Consider the following 18587-nt stretch of genomic DNA (forward strand, 5'->3'; position numbering starts at 1 on the left):
ATTTATGCATCTCCCTTTAACCAAACTAATTGTCCATCAACAAAAGTCATTAAGGTTGTTCCTTTGACTTTCCAACCAACGAAAGGTGTATTGACTCCCAGTGATTCAAAATCTTTGTCATCAATCATTTCTTCCAACTCTAAATCGAAAACAGCTATATCTGCTGGTGCTCCAATGGTCAGTGTTCCAGCGGTCAGACCAAAAATTTCTGCCGGTTTCGTTGCCATCCAATCAATTACTTGTTCAAGTGTAAATTTGCCTGTTTCAACAAAATGTGTGTAGATCAATTGGAAGGCTGTCTCGCTGCCTACTATTCCAAATGGCGCTTTTAGGAAAGTTTGGTTTTTCTCTTCTAATCCATGAGGTGCATGATCAGTTGCAATACAGTCAATTGTGCCATCAAGCAGGCCTTCAATCAGCGCATCGCGATCAGTTGTTGCTCTAAGGGGCGGATTCATTTTCCAAAAACCGTTGTCTTCCGGAATATCTTCGTCAATTAAAATCAAATGATGGGGAGCCACTTCTGCCGTTACATGAATTCCAGCTTTTTTTGCATCACGAATCACACGGACACTTTCTTTTGTTGACACGTGACAGACATGATAATGGACTCCAGTCTCACCAGCCAAAACAACATCTCGAGCAATTTGTGATGCCTCTGTGGAGTTTAAAATCCCCGGTAATCCTAGTTTCTTAGAAATTTTCCCTTCATGCATGACTCCACCAAAAAGGAGTGATTCGTCTTCGGTATGGGCTACGATCGCCATGCCAATTGCTGCGGCTTCTTTCATTGCAAGATACATTGTTCCAGCAGTTTGTACTCCTACACCATCGTTTGTAAATGCGAAAGCACCAACTTCTTTTAGTGCTTTTTGATCCGTTAATGTTTCACTTCGCAGCTCTTCTGTGATTGGTGCGTATTGTAACACTTTTACCACAGCATTTTTTTCAATGATCTCATAAACTTCTTTTAATTTCTCTGCAGTATCAGGTACTGGATTTAAATTTGGCATCGCACAAACAGTTGTATATCCACCTCTAGCAGCTGATTTACTTCCGGTCTCGATTGTTTCTTTGTAGGTAAATCCAGGTTCTCTTAGATGAACATGGACGTCGACTAATCCAGGTATGATCAATTGTCCTTTTGCATCGTAAACTTTTTCAAATGTGCTTGCTTCAAAACATTCACCAATTGCTCTGATTTTTCCATTTTCGATCCAAATTTCTGCTGGAATCAATTGATTGTCTTTTTTTATGATTTTTCCATTTTTGATAAGTGTTTTCATTTAGTTCACCTATGCCTTTCCTTGTAATACTGCTTCTAAAATTGACATTCTCATATAAACCCCATTGCTCATTTGTTGAATTATACGTGATTGGATTCCTTCTACAAGTGAATCCGCTAATTCCACATCTCGGTTAATAGGTGCTGGATGCATGATGATTGCTTGATTTGACAGTCGTTTAGCGCGCTCAACTGTTAAACCATAATCTCTATGATAATCCTCTTTTGAAAAAATTTCTGAACCGTCGTGGCGCTCATGTTGTACTCTCAACATCATCATCACATCCACTGTTTCAACCACTTCATCAAGGGGCATATAATGACCATATGCCTCAAATTGCTTGTCATACCATTCTTCTGGTCCAGAGAAATAAATTGTTGCTCCAAGTCGTTTTAGCATTTGCATATTGGATTTTGCTACTCGAGAATGAGTAATATCTCCAACGATTGCAACTTTTAATCCGCCAAAGTGACCAAATTCTTCATAAATCGTCATCAAATCTAGTAAGCACTGGCTAGGATGTTGCCCACTACCATCTCCACCATTGATAATAGCACACTGGATCGTTTTACTTTGGATCAATTCATCATAATAATTTTCTTCTCCGTGGCGAATAACTGCTACATCGACTCCGATTGCTGACATCGTCAACACTGTATCATAAAGGGTCTCACCTTTTTTGACCGAACTCATACTTTCTTCAAATTCAATCACTTCAATTCCAAGTTTTTTCTCTGCAACATCAAAGCTTTTATGGGTACGAGTACTATTTTCAAAAAATAAGTTTGTCGCAAAGTATTGTTTTTTTTCAGGCTGCCAAACGGCCCCTTGTTTAAACTCTTGTGCACGACGGATCAACCCCATAACTTCTTGATCACTTAAGGCTTCAACAGTCAAAAGATGTTTTAAACTGATACGTTCAGATGTGATGATCATGCATTCATTCCTCCTAAATTTAAAAGCGTAATAGGCTTCATCTCTGGCAAAAAAATGTGGAATTATAACTGAGATGTTTTTTTCCTAGATAAACTATTCTTCACTACGAGCCGTTTCAGGTAAAATTAGATTTAGAATAATTCCTAAAACTGTTGCTAATGCCATTGACGATAATTCAAAAGTATCTAGTTTAAAGACCAAGCCACCGATTCCAATGACTAAAATCACTGAGGCAATCAGCAAATTCTTTTTCTTGTCAAAGTTGATTTGATTATCGATCAAGATTTTTAATCCGCTAGCGGCAATTACACCGAATAAAACAAAGCTGATTCCAGAAATAACTGGATTTGGAACACTTAAAATAATTGCACTTAATTTTCCTACAAACCCAAGACCGACTGCAAAGACTGCAGCACCTACGATGACAAACACACTGTGTACTCGAGTAATGGCTAAAACACCAATATTTTCTCCGTAACTTGTGACAGGAGGTCCTCCGACTAAACCAGCTACAATCTGTGCTGCACCGTCACCCATCAATGTTTTTGATAAGCCTGGCTCTTGGAAGAAGTTTCGCTTAGTTAATTTATTTAAAACCATTAGATGTCCGATATGCTCGGTCATTGTAACAAAGGCGATTGGTGCCATTGTTGTGATTGCATTTAAATATAGCTTTGGCTGATACTGAACAAAAGGAATTTCAAAGTTCGGCATAGCAAACCAAGCTGCTTGTCTAATTGGCTCTACGTCTACAATACCGAATACTAATGCAACAAGATAGCCACTTACGATTCCAAGTAAAATTGGAATCAAACCTAAAAATCCTTTGAAAAACATATTGTAGAAGATTGTTAATCCTAATGTAATCAGAGCAACTGCAATGAATTTAAAATCATAGTTTCCACCATTGAACATCGCGTTATTTGCAGCATTTGAAGCTAGACCTAGTCCGATAACCATTACCACTGGTCCGACCACGATCGGCGGCAAAATTTTATCTAGCCAAGCCGAACCGATTTTACTAATAATAATTGAAACGATTAAGTAAACCAGTCCTGTTGTGATTGCTCCTTGAGCGATTGCTGGGTAGCCATTGCTTTTCATCAACATTTGCATGGCAGCTATAAAGGCGAAACTGCTTCCCAGATATGCTGGAATTTTTCCCTTTGTCACAAATAAATAGACGATCGTTCCAAGACCTGAACTGACCAATGCAATTCCTGGATCAATTCCAACTAATATTGGGACTAAAACTGTCGCGCCAAACATTGTGAATAGATGCTGTAAACTCAATCCGATCCAATGTATTGTCTTGGGTCTGTCGTGAATATCTAAAACTGCTTCATCATTACGAAATTCTTTTTCTGTCATGTCAACCTATCCTATCTTTACTAGTATATTTGTCTATTCCTCTGTGCTTGCGATCAAAATCCGATCGACGCCGTCTTTTTCTTCTACTTCAACGATGATTTCTTCTGTCATTGAAGTCGGAATGTTTTTGCCAACATAATCTGCTCGAATTGGAAGTTCTCTATGTCCTCTATCGACTAAAACGGCTAATGAAATTTTTCGTGGTCGTCCCAAATCCATCACGGCATCCATTGCAGCTCTGATCGTCCGCCCTGTAAACAGAACGTCATCAATTAAAATGACTTCTTTTCCTTCTAATGAAACTGGAATATCAGAAGAATGAAGTTCTGGTTCTCCTAATGAACGTTCTTTCATTGATTGACCATCCATATCGTCACGATATAATGTGATATCCAACTCACCAACAGGAACTTCGATGGTTTCTAATTGTTTTAATCGTTCTGCGATTCTTTGAGCGATGTAAATTCCGCGGGTTTTGATTCCTACTAATACGATATCTTGAACTCCTTTATTTCTTTCAATAATTTCATACGTAATTCTTGTCAGTGCTCGTTTCATTGTTACAGTATCAACGACTTCTTTTTCTTGCATTTTTTGCTCCTCCTAAAAATACGGATTTTTCAGTAACTAAGATGCCTTTGGAGCTTCCTGTTTCAGCATATCAGGCAGATATGCTTGCTCTTTTTCATGATTCACAGCAATTAACATCAAAAAAATCCTCCCACCCGTATTCGGATAGGAGGATTGAATTTATCTATGCAAAGATACTATTCATCTCACGCAGAGTTTTTCTAAGCGCACCTAGATAGTATTCTGCATGTTTCCTTCTTAGCCTCACGGGACTACTCTTAAAGGATTGCTTATTTAATTTTCTTTCTAAAACAGTTTACCTTTTCTTTAAAAATAAATCAATCATTATTTCTTAATTGGTCTAAAGTTTTTTCAAAAAGTTCTGGTAAAGGCGCTTCGAATACCATCATCTGGCCTGTTGTCGGATGTTTAAAACCTAACACTTCGGCGTGTAAAAATTGACCATTGCCTTTTAACGTTTTTCTTGGTCCGTATAAAGGATCACCAGCTACTGGATACCCGATATATTTCATGTGAACTCTAATTTGATGAGTACGTCCTGTTTCTAATTGTAGTTGCACTAAAGTAAATCCTTCAAATCGTTCTAAAACTTCAAAATGTGTTACTGCGGGTTTTCCGCCTTCGATCACGGCTTGCATTTTGCGATCATTTTTTGAACGACCGATAGGTGCATTGATTTCACCTTTATCATGGGCTATTTCACCATGAACTAAAGCAATATACTTTCTAATTGACGTTTTATCTTTTAATTGTTCTGCTAATGCAATATGGGCTTTATCGTTTTTTGCGACCATCAACAAACCAGAAGTATCTTTGTCAATACGATGAACGATTCCTGGACGGATGATACCATTGATTGATGATAAGTCTTTTATATGATATAACAACGCATTTACAAGTGTTCCATCTTGATGTCCTGCTGATGGATGAACGACCATGCCTTGAGGCTTATTGATGACTAATACATCGTCATCCTCATAAACAATTTCGATCGGAATATCTTCTGCCAAGACATCAAGTTCTACTGGTTCAGGTATATTGATACTAATCTCGTCATTTTCTTTTACTTTATAATTTGAACGAGTAATTTCACCATTGACCGTAATATTTTGGTCCTTTAGCCATTGCTGAATTTGTGAACGGGAATGATCTTTCAATAAGTCGCTTAAAACTTTATCAATTCGTCCTTTTTCTTGTTTTATTTTTACATTAATTTGGTCCATTTTTTCCATCCTTTGCTGCTTTTTCGTCTAAAATCAAATAAATAAAAATACATATCACGCCAATAACAAGCGCTGAGTCAGCAACATTGAATATAGGAAAGCGAATAAATTCTGTTTGAAACATATCAACAACAAAACCAAGACGTAAGCGATCAATAAAATTTCCGATAGCACCAGCTAGCACTAAACTCAAACCGACTGCAAACCATTTGCTTCCATTAACGTTTTTAACTAAGATATATAATACTACGGCTACCACGATCACCGTAATAATATAAAAGAACCACATTTTCCCTTCCAAAAGGCTCCATGCGGCACCTGTATTACGAAGGTACGTAAAAGACAAGAAGCCAGGAATAAATTCTTTTGTTTCACCTAATTGAATATTGGCAACGGTTAAATATTTGACCCACTGATCTAAACCGATCAACACTGCACTGATAATTAAATATATTGCTAACAACGGCTTTCATTCCTTCTCTAAATTATTATATAAATCCCTTGGACGAATGATACCAAGTAAACTGCCATTGGGATTACCATCTTTTGTAATCAGGATCGCTTCTAATTTGACTTGCGTCACAAACATTTTTTCAACTTGAAAGACTGTTGTCTCCTTGTCGACGAATTGATAGTTATTGCCTTTAAAATTACTAACTAAAAGTTCAGAAGCATTTCTTCCTTCTAATTGAATGTCCCCTTTAGAACTTTCTACTGCTAACCAAATCCCCAGACCACGTACCGTGATCAAACCTTTAAACACTCCATCATCATAAATTGGAAATTGTGAATAGCGCTTTCGAGCAACGATCGATAAAATTTCTTTGATTGAAATGTTTACATCGAATCCAGTGACCTTTTTTGAAAAACGAGGTAAAACTTTTTCAGGACTAATCAACGCTTTTTCAATTTCCAACATACGACGAACAGCCCACTCATTGGGTTCAGCTATCACAAAATCAGATGAAATCTGTTCGTGGACAATCGCATTCCTTAATTGAGCCATTTGCAATAAATCATCTTGAAACAGTGCTATTTGACTATCTTTTTTCCTGGATAAACGACGAACCATTTCACTAAAACCCATATTGGTTGGACTATTTAATTGTTCACGAAACCATTTTTCAACACGATTAAAACTACTTAAAAAAGCCTCAGCTCTCTCACCCATTACACTTTCTCCTTGATTATATATGCTTTATTTAACATTGAAAATACAAAAATAAAATAAATGACAAGTAAGAGTGAAATTCCTACTATATTTAAATGCAATACAGGAATCATGAGCATTCCAACGAATAGTATAACATAAACCAAAATGAGTGTAGGATTCATCATTATCTCTAAATCAATCAATTGTCCTTGATCCCTCACAAAAAAAGGAACACTTTTCAAAAAGAAAAACTTAGCTTGTATTGTGCAGACTGAGTCCTCTATTTCCATGTTCTTCGTTTGATTTTGGGTTAAATAAATCCATTTTTCACCATTTTTTCTGACCTCGATCGGACTACCCATTCCATAAAATCCGGTATTTCTAGTACAACGAATATTCATGCTGATTCCTCCTCGAGCTTTCGTTTAAAGTATATAACAAAAACTTGCAGACTGGAAGAAAGAAGTTGATTTGAGTAAAAATAAATTTTTCTTTGAAAAAACATAACGAAAACTCTTGAAGAAAAGAATATTGTTTTTAGTTCGTTCTAAACTTGAATTTTCTTTCTATTTTCTAAAAAATCTGTGTTCTGCTAATTGAAACCAGTGAATTCTTTTACTTTTTTGGCAGACAATCAATTTACCGACCTGAAAACTTTCGATATATGATCAGATAAAACAATGTTTTCCCGAACGATAACAGACGTTGTATGCATTTTTGTTAGGTTATTATTGATTAAAATGGCTATCATAAGACTTTCTTATCCCATAAATATCTTTTTTGTAAAAGTTTGACGGGTTCATTTTTTCACCTTATAATGATGCTAGACTTTAGAAAATAAAGGAGCGTGATTTGAATGGAAAAAGGGTTCGTCAAGTGGTTCGATAATAGAAAAGGTTACGGTTTTATTGGGTACAATGAAGATGAAGAAATCTTTGTTCATTTCACAGCGATTGAAGAAGATGGTTTTAAGTCATTGGAAGAAAATCAAGCCGTTGAATTTGAAGTAATGGAAGGTACACGCGGATTACAAGCCGCTCATGTGAAGAAAATATAAAAAAAACAGCATCCTGCCTGGCAGAATGCTGTTTTTTAATGGTTCTACGTCAAATTGTGTTGGTAAGCCAAATAACTGAATAGAAATCTAGGTCTGGTAAGGATAGAACATTCTTATCAGGCTTTTTTTATTGTTGTGAAAAAATAAGACCTTGAATAATATAAATACGTGAACGAAAATGATAAAAGTTTCGATAGCCATAGGCTACCCGTTTGATTACCTTAAGTTTATTGTTTAACCCTTCAGTGACACCATTAGAATAAGGGAAGCGAAAAGAATTTTTAATGCCTTCTTTATATTTGTTAAAGAAGAGTAATTTCTTTTTGAACCAGTGTGGTAGCTGATTATCTAGCTGTTGAAGATACTCAAAAAAGAGTGTATGTTCCCGATGAGAAAAAGCATATTTTAAGTATTGAACCGTATCATAGCCTGTCCGTAGGACAGCATCATAGTGCAACAGTTCATCGACAATATCCTGTTGACTTAATGGTCGTTTAAATAAGGGCTGGTATGCTCGACAGTTTATATCTAATTTATCGGAATCTTTCAATAGTAACTTCCAATAGCGTTTTAAGCGACGGTATTGTTTTGGTTTAGAACTTTTTAAGCGGTTCATCGTTTGAATTCGCAATTGGTTCAACGTACGATTCATTTGTTGGACGATATGAAAGCGATCCGTCACTAATTGAGCATTAGGAAAGACCGTTCGAAGAAGTTGATGGTAACTAGCGTTCATATCTGTTACGAGATACGCTACATGTAGCCGAGCTTCACGTGTAAAGCGCATGAAATGAGCGGTCAATTTGTGTAGTCGTCTATCTTCCAACACTTCTAACAACTGATTCCGTTGTCCATCCACACAAATAAAGCTCATACTTCCTTGGCAAGATTTCATGGATTTAAATTCATCAATACATAAAATTTTAGGGAGGAAGTTCCAGTTTGTTCGATAATTTTGTGATAGTCTATCCATCATTCTAAGGACTGTTATGTCTGAAACAAAGTGCTTTTGAGCAATCATTTTTCTTGAAACATTCTTTTTCAAGTCAAGCATAATTTGGTATTGAAGCTGTTTAGATAAGTGATGATGTTCTTCAATCAGCTCTGTATGAGCGTGAAAAGTAGTACCACATTCATGACAAAGAAAGCGTGTCCGTTTTAGCTCTAATAGAGTGAAACGTTCATTAAAAACAGGCAATTGAGCTGTTGTTGTATGACTGCCATTTTTGATGATTTGTCCATGATCGAGGCTTCCACATTTCTCGCAATGGGTAGGTGAATAGGTCAGCTTGGCTTTAATCACTTGAGCTTGCACTCCTTTTACTGTTCTTTGTTCCAACCAATTTTTTTCAAACCAGAGGTTTTTGTCTGTAAGTCCGAGCAATAATCTGGTATTCTTATCCATAGGGAACAACCTTTCTGATGATTTGTGGTTTTTGTCGATTTCATTTTATCAGTTAGTTGTTCCTTTTTTGTGTTTAAATGCTTAAAAAAGTGCTGGTAGAAAATCTTTTTTGATTTCCACCAACACAATATATTATAGAACCTTTTTAATAATGTTTACTAATAGTCAACCCAGGATCATCCATAATTTTTGCTTTAAATAACGGATGTTGCTTTAGGGACACTATAAATGCGTTTTTATTTTTTTTGGTCATAATAAACATTTGTGTCCCTTCTTTGAATTCAGATGTTTTTATTTCAATACACTTAGGACCAACACGAATTACTTCTATTTTTGATAATATTATTTTTTTGCGTCTCACTGGTAATAGTGCATGAACAATCAAATACTTATCGTCAATCATAAAATAACGATTAAACCCTAATAATGCAAAGAAAAAGAAAATTCCTAACACAATATTACTAATCAAATATGGACGCGTATGTTCCAACGTCAAAATCAAACTTAAAAATAAAATGCCAAATGTACAGGACCAATAAATTATCGCTGTTGATAATTCTGGTTGCCAATGATAGACTTTTTTCTTCATGTAGCGACCCCTTAATAAAAATTCAGTATGTTATAATAATAACATACTTCAACTTTTAACAAAAAGAAAATAAGGAGATTTTTATGTTACGAATATATGTCGATGCTGCAACAAAAGGAAATCCTGGACCAAGTGCTGGCGGTATCGTTATTGTAGGGGATGCACTTCACGATCAAATTCATGTCCCGCTTGGGGAATGCTCCAATCACGAAGCTGAGTTTAAAGTTTTTATTTACGCTCTACAATTAATCATTGAAAAAAAACTAAACGATCAAACTGTCCTGATTCATTCTGACAGTAAAATAGTTATCCAAACAATCGAAAAAAAACATGCCAAAAACCCTTTATTTCAACCTTATTTACAAAGCTTTTTACAACTAGAAAATCGTTTTCCTTTACTATTAGTAAAATGGCTGCCCGAAAGTAAAAATAAAGGCGCAGATACGTTAGCCAGACAAGCGTTACAAAAATTCCAGTAAGTCTTCATTCTTTGTTTTGTTCCTTCATGGTTAGATCAGCTATTTTTCCTTTTGTCACTTGAAGAATAGATAATGGTGATACTTCTATTTGCATCCCTCTTTTTCCAGCTGAGACAATGATCGTGTCAAATTGATCAGCTTCTTCGGCAATGAAAGTTGGAAATAATTTTTTCATTCCTATCGGGGAACATCCTCCTCTAATATAACCTGTCGTTTCTTCCAAGTCCTTCAAATGAAGCATATCAACTTTTTTATTGTCACTTGCTATCGCTAATTTTTTTAAATCCAATACTTTATTTCCTGGAATAACTGCAACGACAGGTCCGGTTTTATTTCCTACTGTCACTAAAGTTTTAAAAATCTTTCCTTCTTCGATCCCTATTTTTTCAGCAACATTATCTGCACTTAAATGATCTTCACTCCATTCAAATTCGTATTCTACATAAGTAATCTTGTGTTGTTCAATAATTCGCATTGCATTTGTTTTTTGTATCTTTTTTTTCTTAACCAAGTCTATTCACCTCACAATTAAGTTTATCAGAGAAATCGATGGATGCAAGCAAAATAAGGCTAAGACATGACTCTACGAGTTATATCCTAACCTTAAGAAATCCGAATAAACGCTTCTGTTCCAATCTAATTTTTTAAAGTGTTAATGTTTTGAGAATTTCACGCAATTCACTTACTGGTACTTGACCTGGTGCAGATGCCTTTTTAGCGGCACCAAATGTCATTGCTGAACCAAAGACTTCGCCACACATCCGGCTCACCATGCCTAATTGTCCCATTGACATGGTGACGATTGGTCGATCGGCATAAGTTGTTTTCATGTCATTTGTTGCTTCCAAAAGTGTTAATACATCATTTGAAGATTGCGGCATTACAGCAATTTTACAAATATCTGCGTTTTTTTCTTGCATGCTACATAATCTTGAAACAATTTCTTCTTTATTAGGTGTTTTATCGAAATCGTGATTGCACATCACAATTTTAACCCCTTTTTCATGTGCTGTTTTGATCGTTTGTTGGACAAGATCATCATCCATAAACAACTCAATATCTAGTAAATCAATTGCACCATTCTCAATAACTGCTTTATATAAGCCAAAATATTGTTCATCTGAAAATGCAATCTCTCCGCCTTCTTTTTTGGTGCGGAAGGTGAATAATAGAGGTTTATCTGACAAGATTTCTGCTATTTTTTTTGACATTTCTGCAGTCACCTGAAAATTTGCAACTTGTTCAAAAAAATCAACACGCCATTCAACCAAGTCACAATCGATCGTTAATAAATAGTTCGCTTCTTCTATTAATTCTACTTCATTTTTTCCTACTAGAGGAACAATAATTTTAGGACTCCCACTTCCGAGAGTCACATCTTTTACTGTCACTGTATTCATTTTTTGCCTCCTACTTATTTAGCAGTATCAATTGTTTGACGATAGCGAATGAAAATAATAACGGCCAAGATAAAACCGATTCCTGCAATAATCGTATCGAATAACATGATACCACGTACATTAGTTTTTGCGATTTGTGCTGCTGCAACTGGAATAACAAACGAAGCTATACTCCCAAATGTATAATAAATTCCTGTAATTGTTCCCTTACCTGCTGGGAACATTTCGCCCATAACAGTTAGTCCTAATTGTAACACGCCTCCTGCTGCAAAGAAACCGACTAAAGCTGCGCCAATCATACAAACAAGTGGTGTCGGGAACAACCACATTACAGCGATTGTCAAAAATGAAACAAAGGTATAGATAACAACTAGATAAACTGAACGAACTTTAGATGCCATAATTGCTGTAAATGCTACACATAATAATGACCCAATTGAATAATAAGAAACTAACACGCCTGCATCTGTTTGAGCCATACCAGCAACTTGTTCACCATATGTTCCAATAAATTGACTGATCAGATAAAACGTTGCTTGTGCGATAAAACCGTAAATGACAAATGCAACACCTTCGATTGCCATTTTGGGTTTTGATTTAAATTTAACTGCCGGTGCCTGCTCCACGATGTCTTCTGTTTCCTCAGCAAGTTTGGCATCCGCATCTGGAAATGGTTGTTTCCACAAGTAAATTGCATTGATACCAAGTAAAATTGCTGCGATCATAAATGACCAACCAAACCATAAGTGATTAGAAACTAAAAATTTAATGATCAAAGGTAAAGCAAATTGACCTGCTTGGATAAATGCTTTCAATAAAACGGTTGCTGTTCCAGCTGTTTTCGGAAATGACTCCATTAAAGCAGGATACGTACCTGAATCAAGGAATGAATTTGAAATTCCTGCAACTACTGCAAAAAACATTGCCAACTCAACACTTGGGCTATATAAAATTCCGAAGAAGTAAGCTGCATAAGTCACCATTCCCAGATAAATAAATGGCTTACGTCCAAATTTATCAGATAAACGACCTGATATCATGATCGCAATCAAACGACCTATCCCTAACATCGAAATAACTTTAGCAATCCCCATCAAATCCGTATCCCATTGAGTCATCAAAGAATTTTGGTTTTGTGAAATAATGATAACGCCCATCCCATGGACAATATAGTTGATATATAGACCTATGGCGGTCGGTGTGTATTTGTTTTTCATCGTTTTCTCCTAACTGTTAGTCCTTAAATAGTAATTCTTTAATGTAATCTACAGGCATATCTTCCCCAGTGAAATGCTTGAATGCTTCAGCTCCTTGATAAAGCATCATGCCTAGACCATTAATGGTTTTCTTTGCACCGTGTTCACGAGCAAATTTTAATAATTTTGTTTCTTTTGGACTGTAGACAACATCAAAAACAACCAAATCTGGACGAATGACTTCTGGGTCATTGATCAAGCTTTCTTCCTGTAATGGTTTCATGCCGACACCAGTCGCGTCGATATAAATGCTGCTTTGGCTAATGGACTTTTTGAATGCCACTTGATTGGATAATTCAGTCAATGTCGCTGTACACTCTGTATTATCATTGATTTTTTTCACTGTTTCTTCAGCATTTTTATAGTGTTGATCGTTGATATTAAAAATACGTAATTCTCTGACACCATCTAAAGCAGCTTGAATTGCGATTGCTGTTCCCGCACCTCCTGCACCTGTCATTGTAACGATTTGATCTTTGACATTAACGCCTTCTTCCATAAGTGCACGCATCGCACCAGTGCCGTCTGTCACGTGACCAACTAAATGACCTTTTCCACCTTTATTGGTTACGGTGTTCACTGCACCAACTAATTTTGCAGCCGGTGAAAGCTCGTCTAAATAAGGAATGATTGCCTGTTTGTTTGGCATAGAGACATTCGACCCACGAATCCCTAAAGCACGAATTCCTTGAACCGCATCTTTCAATTCTTCATTTCCTACTTCAAAAGCCATATAGGCATAATCTAATCCTAATTTAGCAAATGCTTCGTTATGCATCGTTGGTGATAAACTGTGACGGATCGGTGTTGCAATCAAACTAATCAATAATGTGTGTCCATCAATTCTTTCTGTCATAATAAATTCCCTCACTTTATTTAATTTGTGCTGCATGAAGACTTTTAGTTTGTTCAAACAACATTTTTTGTGTTCGAGTATTTTCTAAGACTTCGATTGTTTTTAAAATATCTCTTGCTTCTCTTGTCCCTTCCATGATTCGTCTAGCTACTTTACTATCTCCCATATTTAAAAGAACAGCGCCGTTACTTCTAGCGTAATTATCCAATTCACGAATCATCGGTGCTTCTGCACGCATTCCTAAACACACAAAACCTAAATCAAATGGTAATTCCATCATTTCTCCATTTTTTTCAACCAAGAAACTACTTTCTCTAACTTCAATCAACTTGGTTTCTACATGAACTTCCACACCGAATTTTTCGACAATTTCCTTCATCGCCAGCTTTGTGACCAAGTCTAAATCTTTCCCGATCTCACCTTGCATTTCCACGATGCTGACTTTTTTCGCTCCACGTTCAGCGTAATATTCTACAACATCAAGTCCAACTGCACCGCCGCCAATCACAACGATCTCTTTCCCTTCAAATTCTTGGAATTTCGTCATATCATCTAAAATATCAAAAATGGAAAAGATTTTTCTATTTGGATTGTCTAATTGTTCTTTTAAACCATTGATTGGTGGTAATAAAGGTTTGGCTCCAGTTGCATTAACTATGATATCTGGTCCAATTGCTTCAATGTCTGTCAAAGTTGCTGCATGATTCAAATGAATTGCTAAATTATCCAACTCTTTACAGCGATTGATTTCGTAAGTAATAAAATCATCGATTCTTTTTTTGTCTGGAAAACGAGCGATTTCATGTCCCAAGCCGCCAAGATACTCCTTTTGTTCAAAAAGTTCTACACTGACGCCAACTTCAGCTGCTGTGGCTGCCGCTTCAAGTCCTGTTGTTCCACCACCGATTACAACCATTTTTGTCGGATGTAAAACAGGCTTCATTTTATATTCGTCTTCATAATGAAGATCTGGATTGACTGTACAGCGCATCGGGCGAGCTTTGGCGATTCGATGATCCGCGCAACCAATATTACAAGAAATACATTTTCTTAATAGCTCTTCTTGTCCATTGGCAACTTTATTGACCCAATTAGGTTCGGCAATCAAGCCTCGACCCATCGCTAACAAATCAGCATCCCCTGATTCTAGAATTTCTGTTGCACGCTTAGGACTGCGAATATTCCCTGAAGTAACCGTTATTTTATCTGGAAAACGATCTTTGACCGCTTTTGACATATACGCACGCCAACCATCTGCTAAGTTCATCTTATCGATCTGATATTGCAAACTATCATTCAGGGCAGCAGATACATTCAAAATATCTACTTCCTCTGCGAAATAACTTAAGATGTCAATTGTATCTTCTAACGTATTACCACCTTCTAATAATTCATCCGCACTAAATCTAAGAGAAATCGGGAAAAACGGTCCAACTGCTTTTCTAACTGCTTCAACTACTAATTTAGTAAAACGAGCACGATTTTCAGGACTTCCTCCAAATTTATCTGTTCGTTTATTGTATAACGGAGACAAAAATTGACTTAAAAGGTAAGAATGACCTGCGTGAATTTCTACACAATCAAATCCAGCTCTTTGCGCTCTTAATGCACCATCAGCATATCGATCAACAATGCCGTAAATTTCTTCTTCAGTCAGAGGACGAGGAATCGGGTTTCCTTTTTTTGATGGAATGGTAGAAGCTGAAACTGGTTGTTCACCATCTAAACGTAACCCGTATGCCGAAGCACCTGCATGATTGATTTGCACAGAAGTACAAGCACCGTATGCATGCATTTTTTCGTTAAAGTGCCATAATCCTGAAATATACTGATCATTATCCATTCTTAATTGACGAGCACCATTGGTTCCCATCGGATAATCGATACAAACATTTTCTAACGTGATCAAACCTGTTCCACCCTTAGCTCGTTGTTCATAATATGAAACATGTTGCATGCTGAATGTACCATCCATATTGGCGAAATTGGTTCCCATCGGTGGCATAACAACACGATTTTTTAGCGTCATACGTTTTACTGTTAATGGTTCAAATATTGCTTGATAATTATTCATAATTACCTCCTGTTTTTAAAAGTGAACTAAATCGGTCAATTTTGTGAAAAATTTAGGAAAATCGATTTGCATCGCTTTATACCGCATTTAATTTTTCTATGATTTTCTGAAAAACGGATCAATATACTTGAAAAACTATATTGTTACTTTTTTCACAATTTTTATGATTTTATTTTAATTCAGAAAACTGATAAATTCAAATGAATGTTTTTCATCGTTTTCATAAATATAATTTATATATCGAAACAGACTATTTCCACTTTTTTGATGCATGTTTCCTCATTTATTGATAAACTGTGCTTATGAATCAATGACTGATAAGGAGTTTTCACCTATGAATTTGCGACAACTAGAATTTTTTAGAATGCTTGCTGATACCCAACATATGACCCATGCTGCAAAATTATTAAATACAACGCAACCAAATTTAAGTCATTCTATGTCTGAATTAGAAAAAGAATTGGATGCGCAATTATTCGAAAAAAAAGGGCGAAATATTCAACTGACTAAATACGGAAAATTCTTCTATACTTATGTTTCCACCGCCTTAGAAGAATTAGCTAAAGGAGAACGTGCGTTAAAAGAGTTAGTTAGTCCAGAAAAAGGATTGATTGATTTTGGCTTTATTTATACTGCTGGTTCTTTTTTAGCACCAATGTTGATGAAAGAATTTTCAACTTATCCTGGCAACGAACAAATTCGTTTCAATTTATTTCAAGGGAATTCTTCTGATATGACCGATTTACTTTTGAAAGAGGAAGTTGATATTGCCATAACATCTAAGCTCAAGGAAGACGAACAGCTAAACTATGAAATTTTAACAGAACAAGAAATTGTTTTAGTGGTCCCCATTGACCATCCTTTAGCTGTGTATGATCGCGTTTCGCTGAAAGAAACGAGTAAATATCCTTTTGTTTACTTTAATGAACGAAGTGGCTTACGTCCTTATCTTGATAAGCTGATGGCTGCCGCTTCAATCACACCAACTATTGTTTGTGAGGTAGAAGAAGATCACACGATGTTGGGATTTGTTGCACATGATTACGGGATTGCTTTGATGCCAAAAATTCCATCAATTTCGGCTTATAAGGTTAAAACGATCGCCCTTGAAGATAACTTTTTACCTCGTTATATCTATTTAGCAACAAAAAAAGAGCATTTTCTTTCACCAGCTGCGTTGCGTTTTAAAGAATTTATTGTTCCATTTGCGCAAAACCTATTTTATCAATAGAAAAATACAGAGAAAATTCATCTATAGATGCGTTTCCTCTGTATTTCTCTATTTCATTATTATATATAGTTTTTTATCTTTTTCGTATATATCATAGTAGTAATCTGTTAATTTCAATTCACTAGGGTCCTTATCGAATTTAGAAACATCAAATTGCTGGATCATGATCTCCATTCCAGTGTAAGTTCTAAATAAAATTTGATTAGGAAAGAATATGGCAGAGTTCGGTGGTACCATTTCCTGCAGAATAGGATAATTTTTCTTTGTATTATTGAAAATAGACGAATCTTTAAAAAGCGTTGTTGCATAAACTTCTTTTGTGCCGGTGGTGACAAGATCTTTTAATGTCATTGCCAGCATTACACTTTGCCGTTCAAACGCTTCTTGCTGGTGGTAAAGAGATGAAGCATAAATAAACGGAAATGTGTATTATACTTGAAGGAACCAATTATTTTTGTATCTCAATAAAAAATACTTTTAAGTAGTTGCCTTCTTCAAAATGTTTATTTGTTTTAAAATCGCTAGGTAGTTGAAAGGTTTCTTTAATTTGATAACGTACTTTTTTTTCTTCCAACGCTTGAACGATCATTTTTTTATATTTTTCTATAGAAATATTAGCCGCATTTGTCGAAGCAATCAACAAACCTTCTTTTTTTAGAATGTCAACGGAATCCTTTACTAGATCTCCATAATTTTTAGCAACCGAAAAAACTTTTTTCTTATTTCGAGCAAAACTTGGCGGATCAAGAATGATCACATCATAATTCAATTGCTTTCGTACAGCATATTTGAAGTAATCAAAGACATCCATCACTACGATTTTTTGATCTTCCACAGCTAAATGATTCACTTCAAATTGCTCTGTTGTCTTCGGTAAACTGCGTTTCGCCAAATCAACACTGGTGGTCATGTCTGAACCGCCCATCGCACTTGCAACTGAAAATGCCCCAGTATAACTAAACATGTTCAATACTGTTTTCCCTGCAACAATTCCTTCGATCAAGCGGCCACGAACTTCTTTTTGATCCAAAAATATTCCAGTCATTAGCCCATCATTTAAATAGGTAGCATAAGTTACGCCATTTTCAGACACTAAAAGAGGTTCAGCTGCATCTTCTCCAAATAATTTTTGAGATTCAGGTAACGAATGGTTAGAAAAACGAATTTTTTCATATGCCCCTTTGATTTCTGGCATGCTCGTTCTAAACGCTTGTAGGATTTCTTTCTTTTTTTTATACAACGTTTCGTTATACCAAGAAAATACGGCAAAATCATCATAACGATCAATAATCAAGCCCCCGAGTCCATCACCTTCTCCGTTAAATAGACGATATGCTGTTGTGAATTCATCTTGCTCGTATCTTACTCTATGATTTTTAGCCTTCAAAAATAAATTTTCTAAAAATAGCGAATCTACTTTTCCTTGCCAATTTACCAGCCATCCGATTCCTTTATTTTGTTCACCAAGATAACCTGTTGCGATAAAAGAGCCCTTATTATCAACAAAATTGACCCATTCAGCTAAAAATGATTTAGGGATATCGAGTAAATCTTCCTTTTGAATAAGCGGATATCTAGCTTTAAATTTTTTTTCTGATTTTTTTGTTACTATTATATTCATGAACTGTTACATCCTTTACCTCAATTTAATTTTATGACAAACAACCATACAGCTGTCTA

20 protein-coding genes are annotated in these 18587 nt (G+C 35.8%); 3 read left to right on the forward strand and 17 right to left on the reverse strand.

Annotated features, from left to right (window positions below; genetic code table 11):
• Nucleotides 1-2: 2 nt before the first annotated feature.
• From IGI43_RS01695 to IGI43_RS01730, 8 genes are all read right to left on the reverse strand, one after another.
• On the reverse strand, nucleotides 3-1286 hold the full coding sequence (locus IGI43_RS01695) for a dihydroorotase (protein ID WP_438756089.1): 1284 nt from the start codon (nucleotides 1284-1286) through the stop codon (nucleotides 3-5).
• Between the two features lie 9 nt (nucleotides 1287-1295).
• On the reverse strand, nucleotides 1296-2222 hold the full coding sequence (locus tag IGI43_RS01700; protein WP_438756090.1) for an aspartate carbamoyltransferase catalytic subunit: 927 nt from the start codon (nucleotides 2220-2222) through the stop codon (nucleotides 1296-1298).
• Nucleotides 2223-2315: 93 nt separating this feature from the next.
• Nucleotides 2316-3593, reverse strand: coding sequence for a solute carrier family 23 protein (locus tag IGI43_RS01705; protein WP_438756091.1), 1278 nt, complete (start codon nucleotides 3591-3593; stop codon nucleotides 2316-2318).
• A 33-nt stretch (nucleotides 3594-3626) separates the two neighbouring features.
• Entirely contained in the window at nucleotides 3627-4184 is a 558-nt protein-coding gene (gene pyrR, locus IGI43_RS01710; RefSeq protein ID WP_438756092.1) for a bifunctional pyr operon transcriptional regulator/uracil phosphoribosyltransferase PyrR, read from the reverse strand.
• 317 nt (nucleotides 4185-4501) lie between these two features.
• Nucleotides 4502-5407 (reverse strand): RluA family pseudouridine synthase, encoded by a 906-nt coding sequence (locus IGI43_RS01715; protein ID WP_438756093.1) that lies wholly within the window; start codon nucleotides 5405-5407, stop codon nucleotides 4502-4504.
• Entirely contained in the window at nucleotides 5394-5870 is a 477-nt protein-coding gene (gene lspA / locus IGI43_RS01720; protein WP_438756094.1) for a signal peptidase II, read from the reverse strand. The genes IGI43_RS01715 and lspA overlap by 14 nt, the downstream gene beginning before the upstream one ends.
• 6 nt (nucleotides 5871-5876) lie before the next feature.
• Nucleotides 5877-6578 (reverse strand): CBS domain-containing protein, encoded by a 702-nt coding sequence (locus IGI43_RS01725; protein ID WP_438756095.1) that lies wholly within the window; start codon nucleotides 6576-6578, stop codon nucleotides 5877-5879.
• Complete coding sequence (locus tag IGI43_RS01730) at nucleotides 6578-6961, reverse strand: hypothetical protein (RefSeq protein ID WP_438756096.1); 384 nt, start codon at nucleotides 6959-6961, stop codon at nucleotides 6578-6580. The genes IGI43_RS01725 and IGI43_RS01730 overlap by 1 nt, the downstream gene beginning before the upstream one ends.
• A 455-nt stretch (nucleotides 6962-7416) precedes the next feature.
• Between IGI43_RS01730 and IGI43_RS01735 the strand changes: the two genes are divergently transcribed.
• Nucleotides 7417-7617, forward strand: coding sequence for a cold-shock protein (locus IGI43_RS01735; protein WP_025869040.1), 201 nt, complete (start codon nucleotides 7417-7419; stop codon nucleotides 7615-7617).
• 127 nt (nucleotides 7618-7744) lie between these two features.
• Here IGI43_RS01735 and IGI43_RS01740 read toward each other — a convergent pair whose 3' ends face one another.
• Both IGI43_RS01740 and IGI43_RS01745 read right to left on the reverse strand, forming a co-directional pair.
• Nucleotides 7745-9022 (reverse strand): ISL3 family transposase, encoded by a 1278-nt coding sequence (locus IGI43_RS01740; RefSeq protein ID WP_438756097.1) that lies wholly within the window; start codon nucleotides 9020-9022, stop codon nucleotides 7745-7747.
• A 145-nt stretch (nucleotides 9023-9167) separates the two neighbouring features.
• Nucleotides 9168-9611, reverse strand: a complete 444-nt coding sequence (locus IGI43_RS01745; RefSeq protein ID WP_438756098.1) for an EbsA family protein — start codon at nucleotides 9609-9611, stop codon at nucleotides 9168-9170.
• Nucleotides 9612-9694: 83 nt separating this feature from the next.
• Here IGI43_RS01745 and IGI43_RS01750 point away from each other — a divergent pair, with 83 nt between their 5' ends.
• Nucleotides 9695-10090, forward strand: coding sequence for a ribonuclease HI family protein (locus tag IGI43_RS01750; protein WP_438756099.1), 396 nt, complete (start codon nucleotides 9695-9697; stop codon nucleotides 10088-10090).
• Nucleotides 10091-10094: 4 nt separating this feature from the next.
• Here the strand turns inward: IGI43_RS01750 and ybaK are convergent, their stop codons facing one another.
• The 5 genes from ybaK to IGI43_RS01775 form a co-directional block, all read right to left on the reverse strand.
• The gene (gene ybaK, locus IGI43_RS01755; protein ID WP_438758795.1) at nucleotides 10095-10565 is read right to left on the reverse strand and encodes a Cys-tRNA(Pro) deacylase; all 471 of its coding nucleotides are present in this window, start codon (nucleotides 10563-10565) and stop codon (nucleotides 10095-10097) included.
• Between the two features lie 169 nt (nucleotides 10566-10734).
• Nucleotides 10735-11490 (reverse strand): type I 3-dehydroquinate dehydratase, encoded by a 756-nt coding sequence (aroD, locus tag IGI43_RS01760; protein WP_438756100.1) that lies wholly within the window; start codon nucleotides 11488-11490, stop codon nucleotides 10735-10737.
• Between the two features lie 14 nt (nucleotides 11491-11504).
• Nucleotides 11505-12707, reverse strand: a complete 1203-nt coding sequence (locus IGI43_RS01765; protein WP_438756102.1) for an MFS transporter — start codon at nucleotides 12705-12707, stop codon at nucleotides 11505-11507.
• A gap of 16 nt (nucleotides 12708-12723) precedes the next feature.
• The gene (locus IGI43_RS01770) at nucleotides 12724-13602 is read right to left on the reverse strand and encodes a shikimate dehydrogenase (RefSeq protein ID WP_438756103.1); all 879 of its coding nucleotides are present in this window, start codon (nucleotides 13600-13602) and stop codon (nucleotides 12724-12726) included.
• A 16-nt stretch (nucleotides 13603-13618) separates the two neighbouring features.
• Entirely contained in the window at nucleotides 13619-15676 is a 2058-nt protein-coding gene (locus tag IGI43_RS01775; RefSeq protein WP_438756104.1) for an FAD-dependent oxidoreductase, read from the reverse strand.
• Nucleotides 15677-16010: 334 nt separating this feature from the next.
• Here IGI43_RS01775 and IGI43_RS01780 point away from each other — a divergent pair, with 334 nt between their 5' ends.
• Nucleotides 16011-16907, forward strand: a complete 897-nt coding sequence (locus IGI43_RS01780) for a LysR family transcriptional regulator (RefSeq protein ID WP_438756105.1) — start codon at nucleotides 16011-16013, stop codon at nucleotides 16905-16907.
• A 48-nt stretch (nucleotides 16908-16955) separates the two neighbouring features.
• On the opposite strand, the gene IGI43_RS01785 is transcribed toward IGI43_RS01780, so the two are convergent.
• Together IGI43_RS01785 and IGI43_RS01790 are read right to left on the reverse strand one after the other, a co-directional pair.
• The gene (locus IGI43_RS01785; protein WP_438756106.1) at nucleotides 16956-17267 is read right to left on the reverse strand and encodes a hypothetical protein; all 312 of its coding nucleotides are present in this window, start codon (nucleotides 17265-17267) and stop codon (nucleotides 16956-16958) included.
• An 88-nt stretch (nucleotides 17268-17355) separates the two neighbouring features.
• Nucleotides 17356-18528 (reverse strand): class I SAM-dependent rRNA methyltransferase, encoded by a 1173-nt coding sequence (locus IGI43_RS01790; RefSeq protein ID WP_438756107.1) that lies wholly within the window; start codon nucleotides 18526-18528, stop codon nucleotides 17356-17358.
• Nucleotides 18529-18587: the final 59 nt, after the last annotated feature.

Source organism: Enterococcus sp. AZ126, from assembly GCF_051714545.1.
In the GTDB taxonomy this organism is placed as follows: Bacteria; Bacillota; Bacilli; order Lactobacillales; family Enterococcaceae; genus Enterococcus_L.

Coding starts and splice junctions, on each gene's coding strand:
- IGI43_RS01775 (WP_438756104.1), bottom strand. CDS start 15,676: ATGAATAATTATCAAGCAATATTTGAACCATTAACAGTAAAACGTATG.
- IGI43_RS01780 (WP_438756105.1), top strand. CDS start 16,011: ATGAATTTGCGACAACTAGAATTTTTTAGAATGCTTGCTGATACCCAA.
- pyrR (WP_438756092.1), bottom strand. CDS start 4,184: ATGCAAGAAAAAGAAGTCGTTGATACTGTAACAATGAAACGAGCACTG.
- IGI43_RS01695 (WP_438756089.1), bottom strand. CDS start 1,286: ATGAAAACACTTATCAAAAATGGAAAAATCATAAAAAAAGACAATCAA.
- IGI43_RS01715 (WP_438756093.1), bottom strand. CDS start 5,407: ATGGACCAAATTAATGTAAAAATAAAACAAGAAAAAGGACGAATTGAT.
- IGI43_RS01735 (WP_025869040.1), top strand. CDS start 7,417: ATGGAAAAAGGGTTCGTCAAGTGGTTCGATAATAGAAAAGGTTACGGT.
- IGI43_RS01740 (WP_438756097.1), bottom strand. CDS start 9,022: ATGGATAAGAATACCAGATTATTGCTCGGACTTACAGACAAAAACCTC.
- IGI43_RS01745 (WP_438756098.1), bottom strand. CDS start 9,611: ATGAAGAAAAAAGTCTATCATTGGCAACCAGAATTATCAACAGCGATA.
- aroD (WP_438756100.1), bottom strand. CDS start 11,490: ATGAATACAGTGACAGTAAAAGATGTGACTCTCGGAAGTGGGAGTCCT.
- IGI43_RS01705 (WP_438756091.1), bottom strand. CDS start 3,593: ATGACAGAAAAAGAATTTCGTAATGATGAAGCAGTTTTAGATATTCAC.
- IGI43_RS01770 (WP_438756103.1), bottom strand. CDS start 13,602: ATGACAGAAAGAATTGATGGACACACATTATTGATTAGTTTGATTGCA.
- IGI43_RS01765 (WP_438756102.1), bottom strand. CDS start 12,707: ATGAAAAACAAATACACACCGACCGCCATAGGTCTATATATCAACTAT.
- IGI43_RS01730 (WP_438756096.1), bottom strand. CDS start 6,961: ATGAATATTCGTTGTACTAGAAATACCGGATTTTATGGAATGGGTAGT.
- IGI43_RS01790 (WP_438756107.1), bottom strand. CDS start 18,528: ATGAATATAATAGTAACAAAAAAATCAGAAAAAAAATTTAAAGCTAGA.
- ybaK (WP_438758795.1), bottom strand. CDS start 10,565: ATGCGAATTATTGAACAACACAAGATTACTTATGTAGAATACGAATTT.
- IGI43_RS01750 (WP_438756099.1), top strand. CDS start 9,695: ATGTTACGAATATATGTCGATGCTGCAACAAAAGGAAATCCTGGACCA.
- IGI43_RS01700 (WP_438756090.1), bottom strand. CDS start 2,222: ATGATCATCACATCTGAACGTATCAGTTTAAAACATCTTTTGACTGTT.
- IGI43_RS01785 (WP_438756106.1), bottom strand. CDS start 17,267: ATGCTGGCAATGACATTAAAAGATCTTGTCACCACCGGCACAAAAGAA.
- IGI43_RS01725 (WP_438756095.1), bottom strand. CDS start 6,578: ATGGGTGAGAGAGCTGAGGCTTTTTTAAGTAGTTTTAATCGTGTTGAA.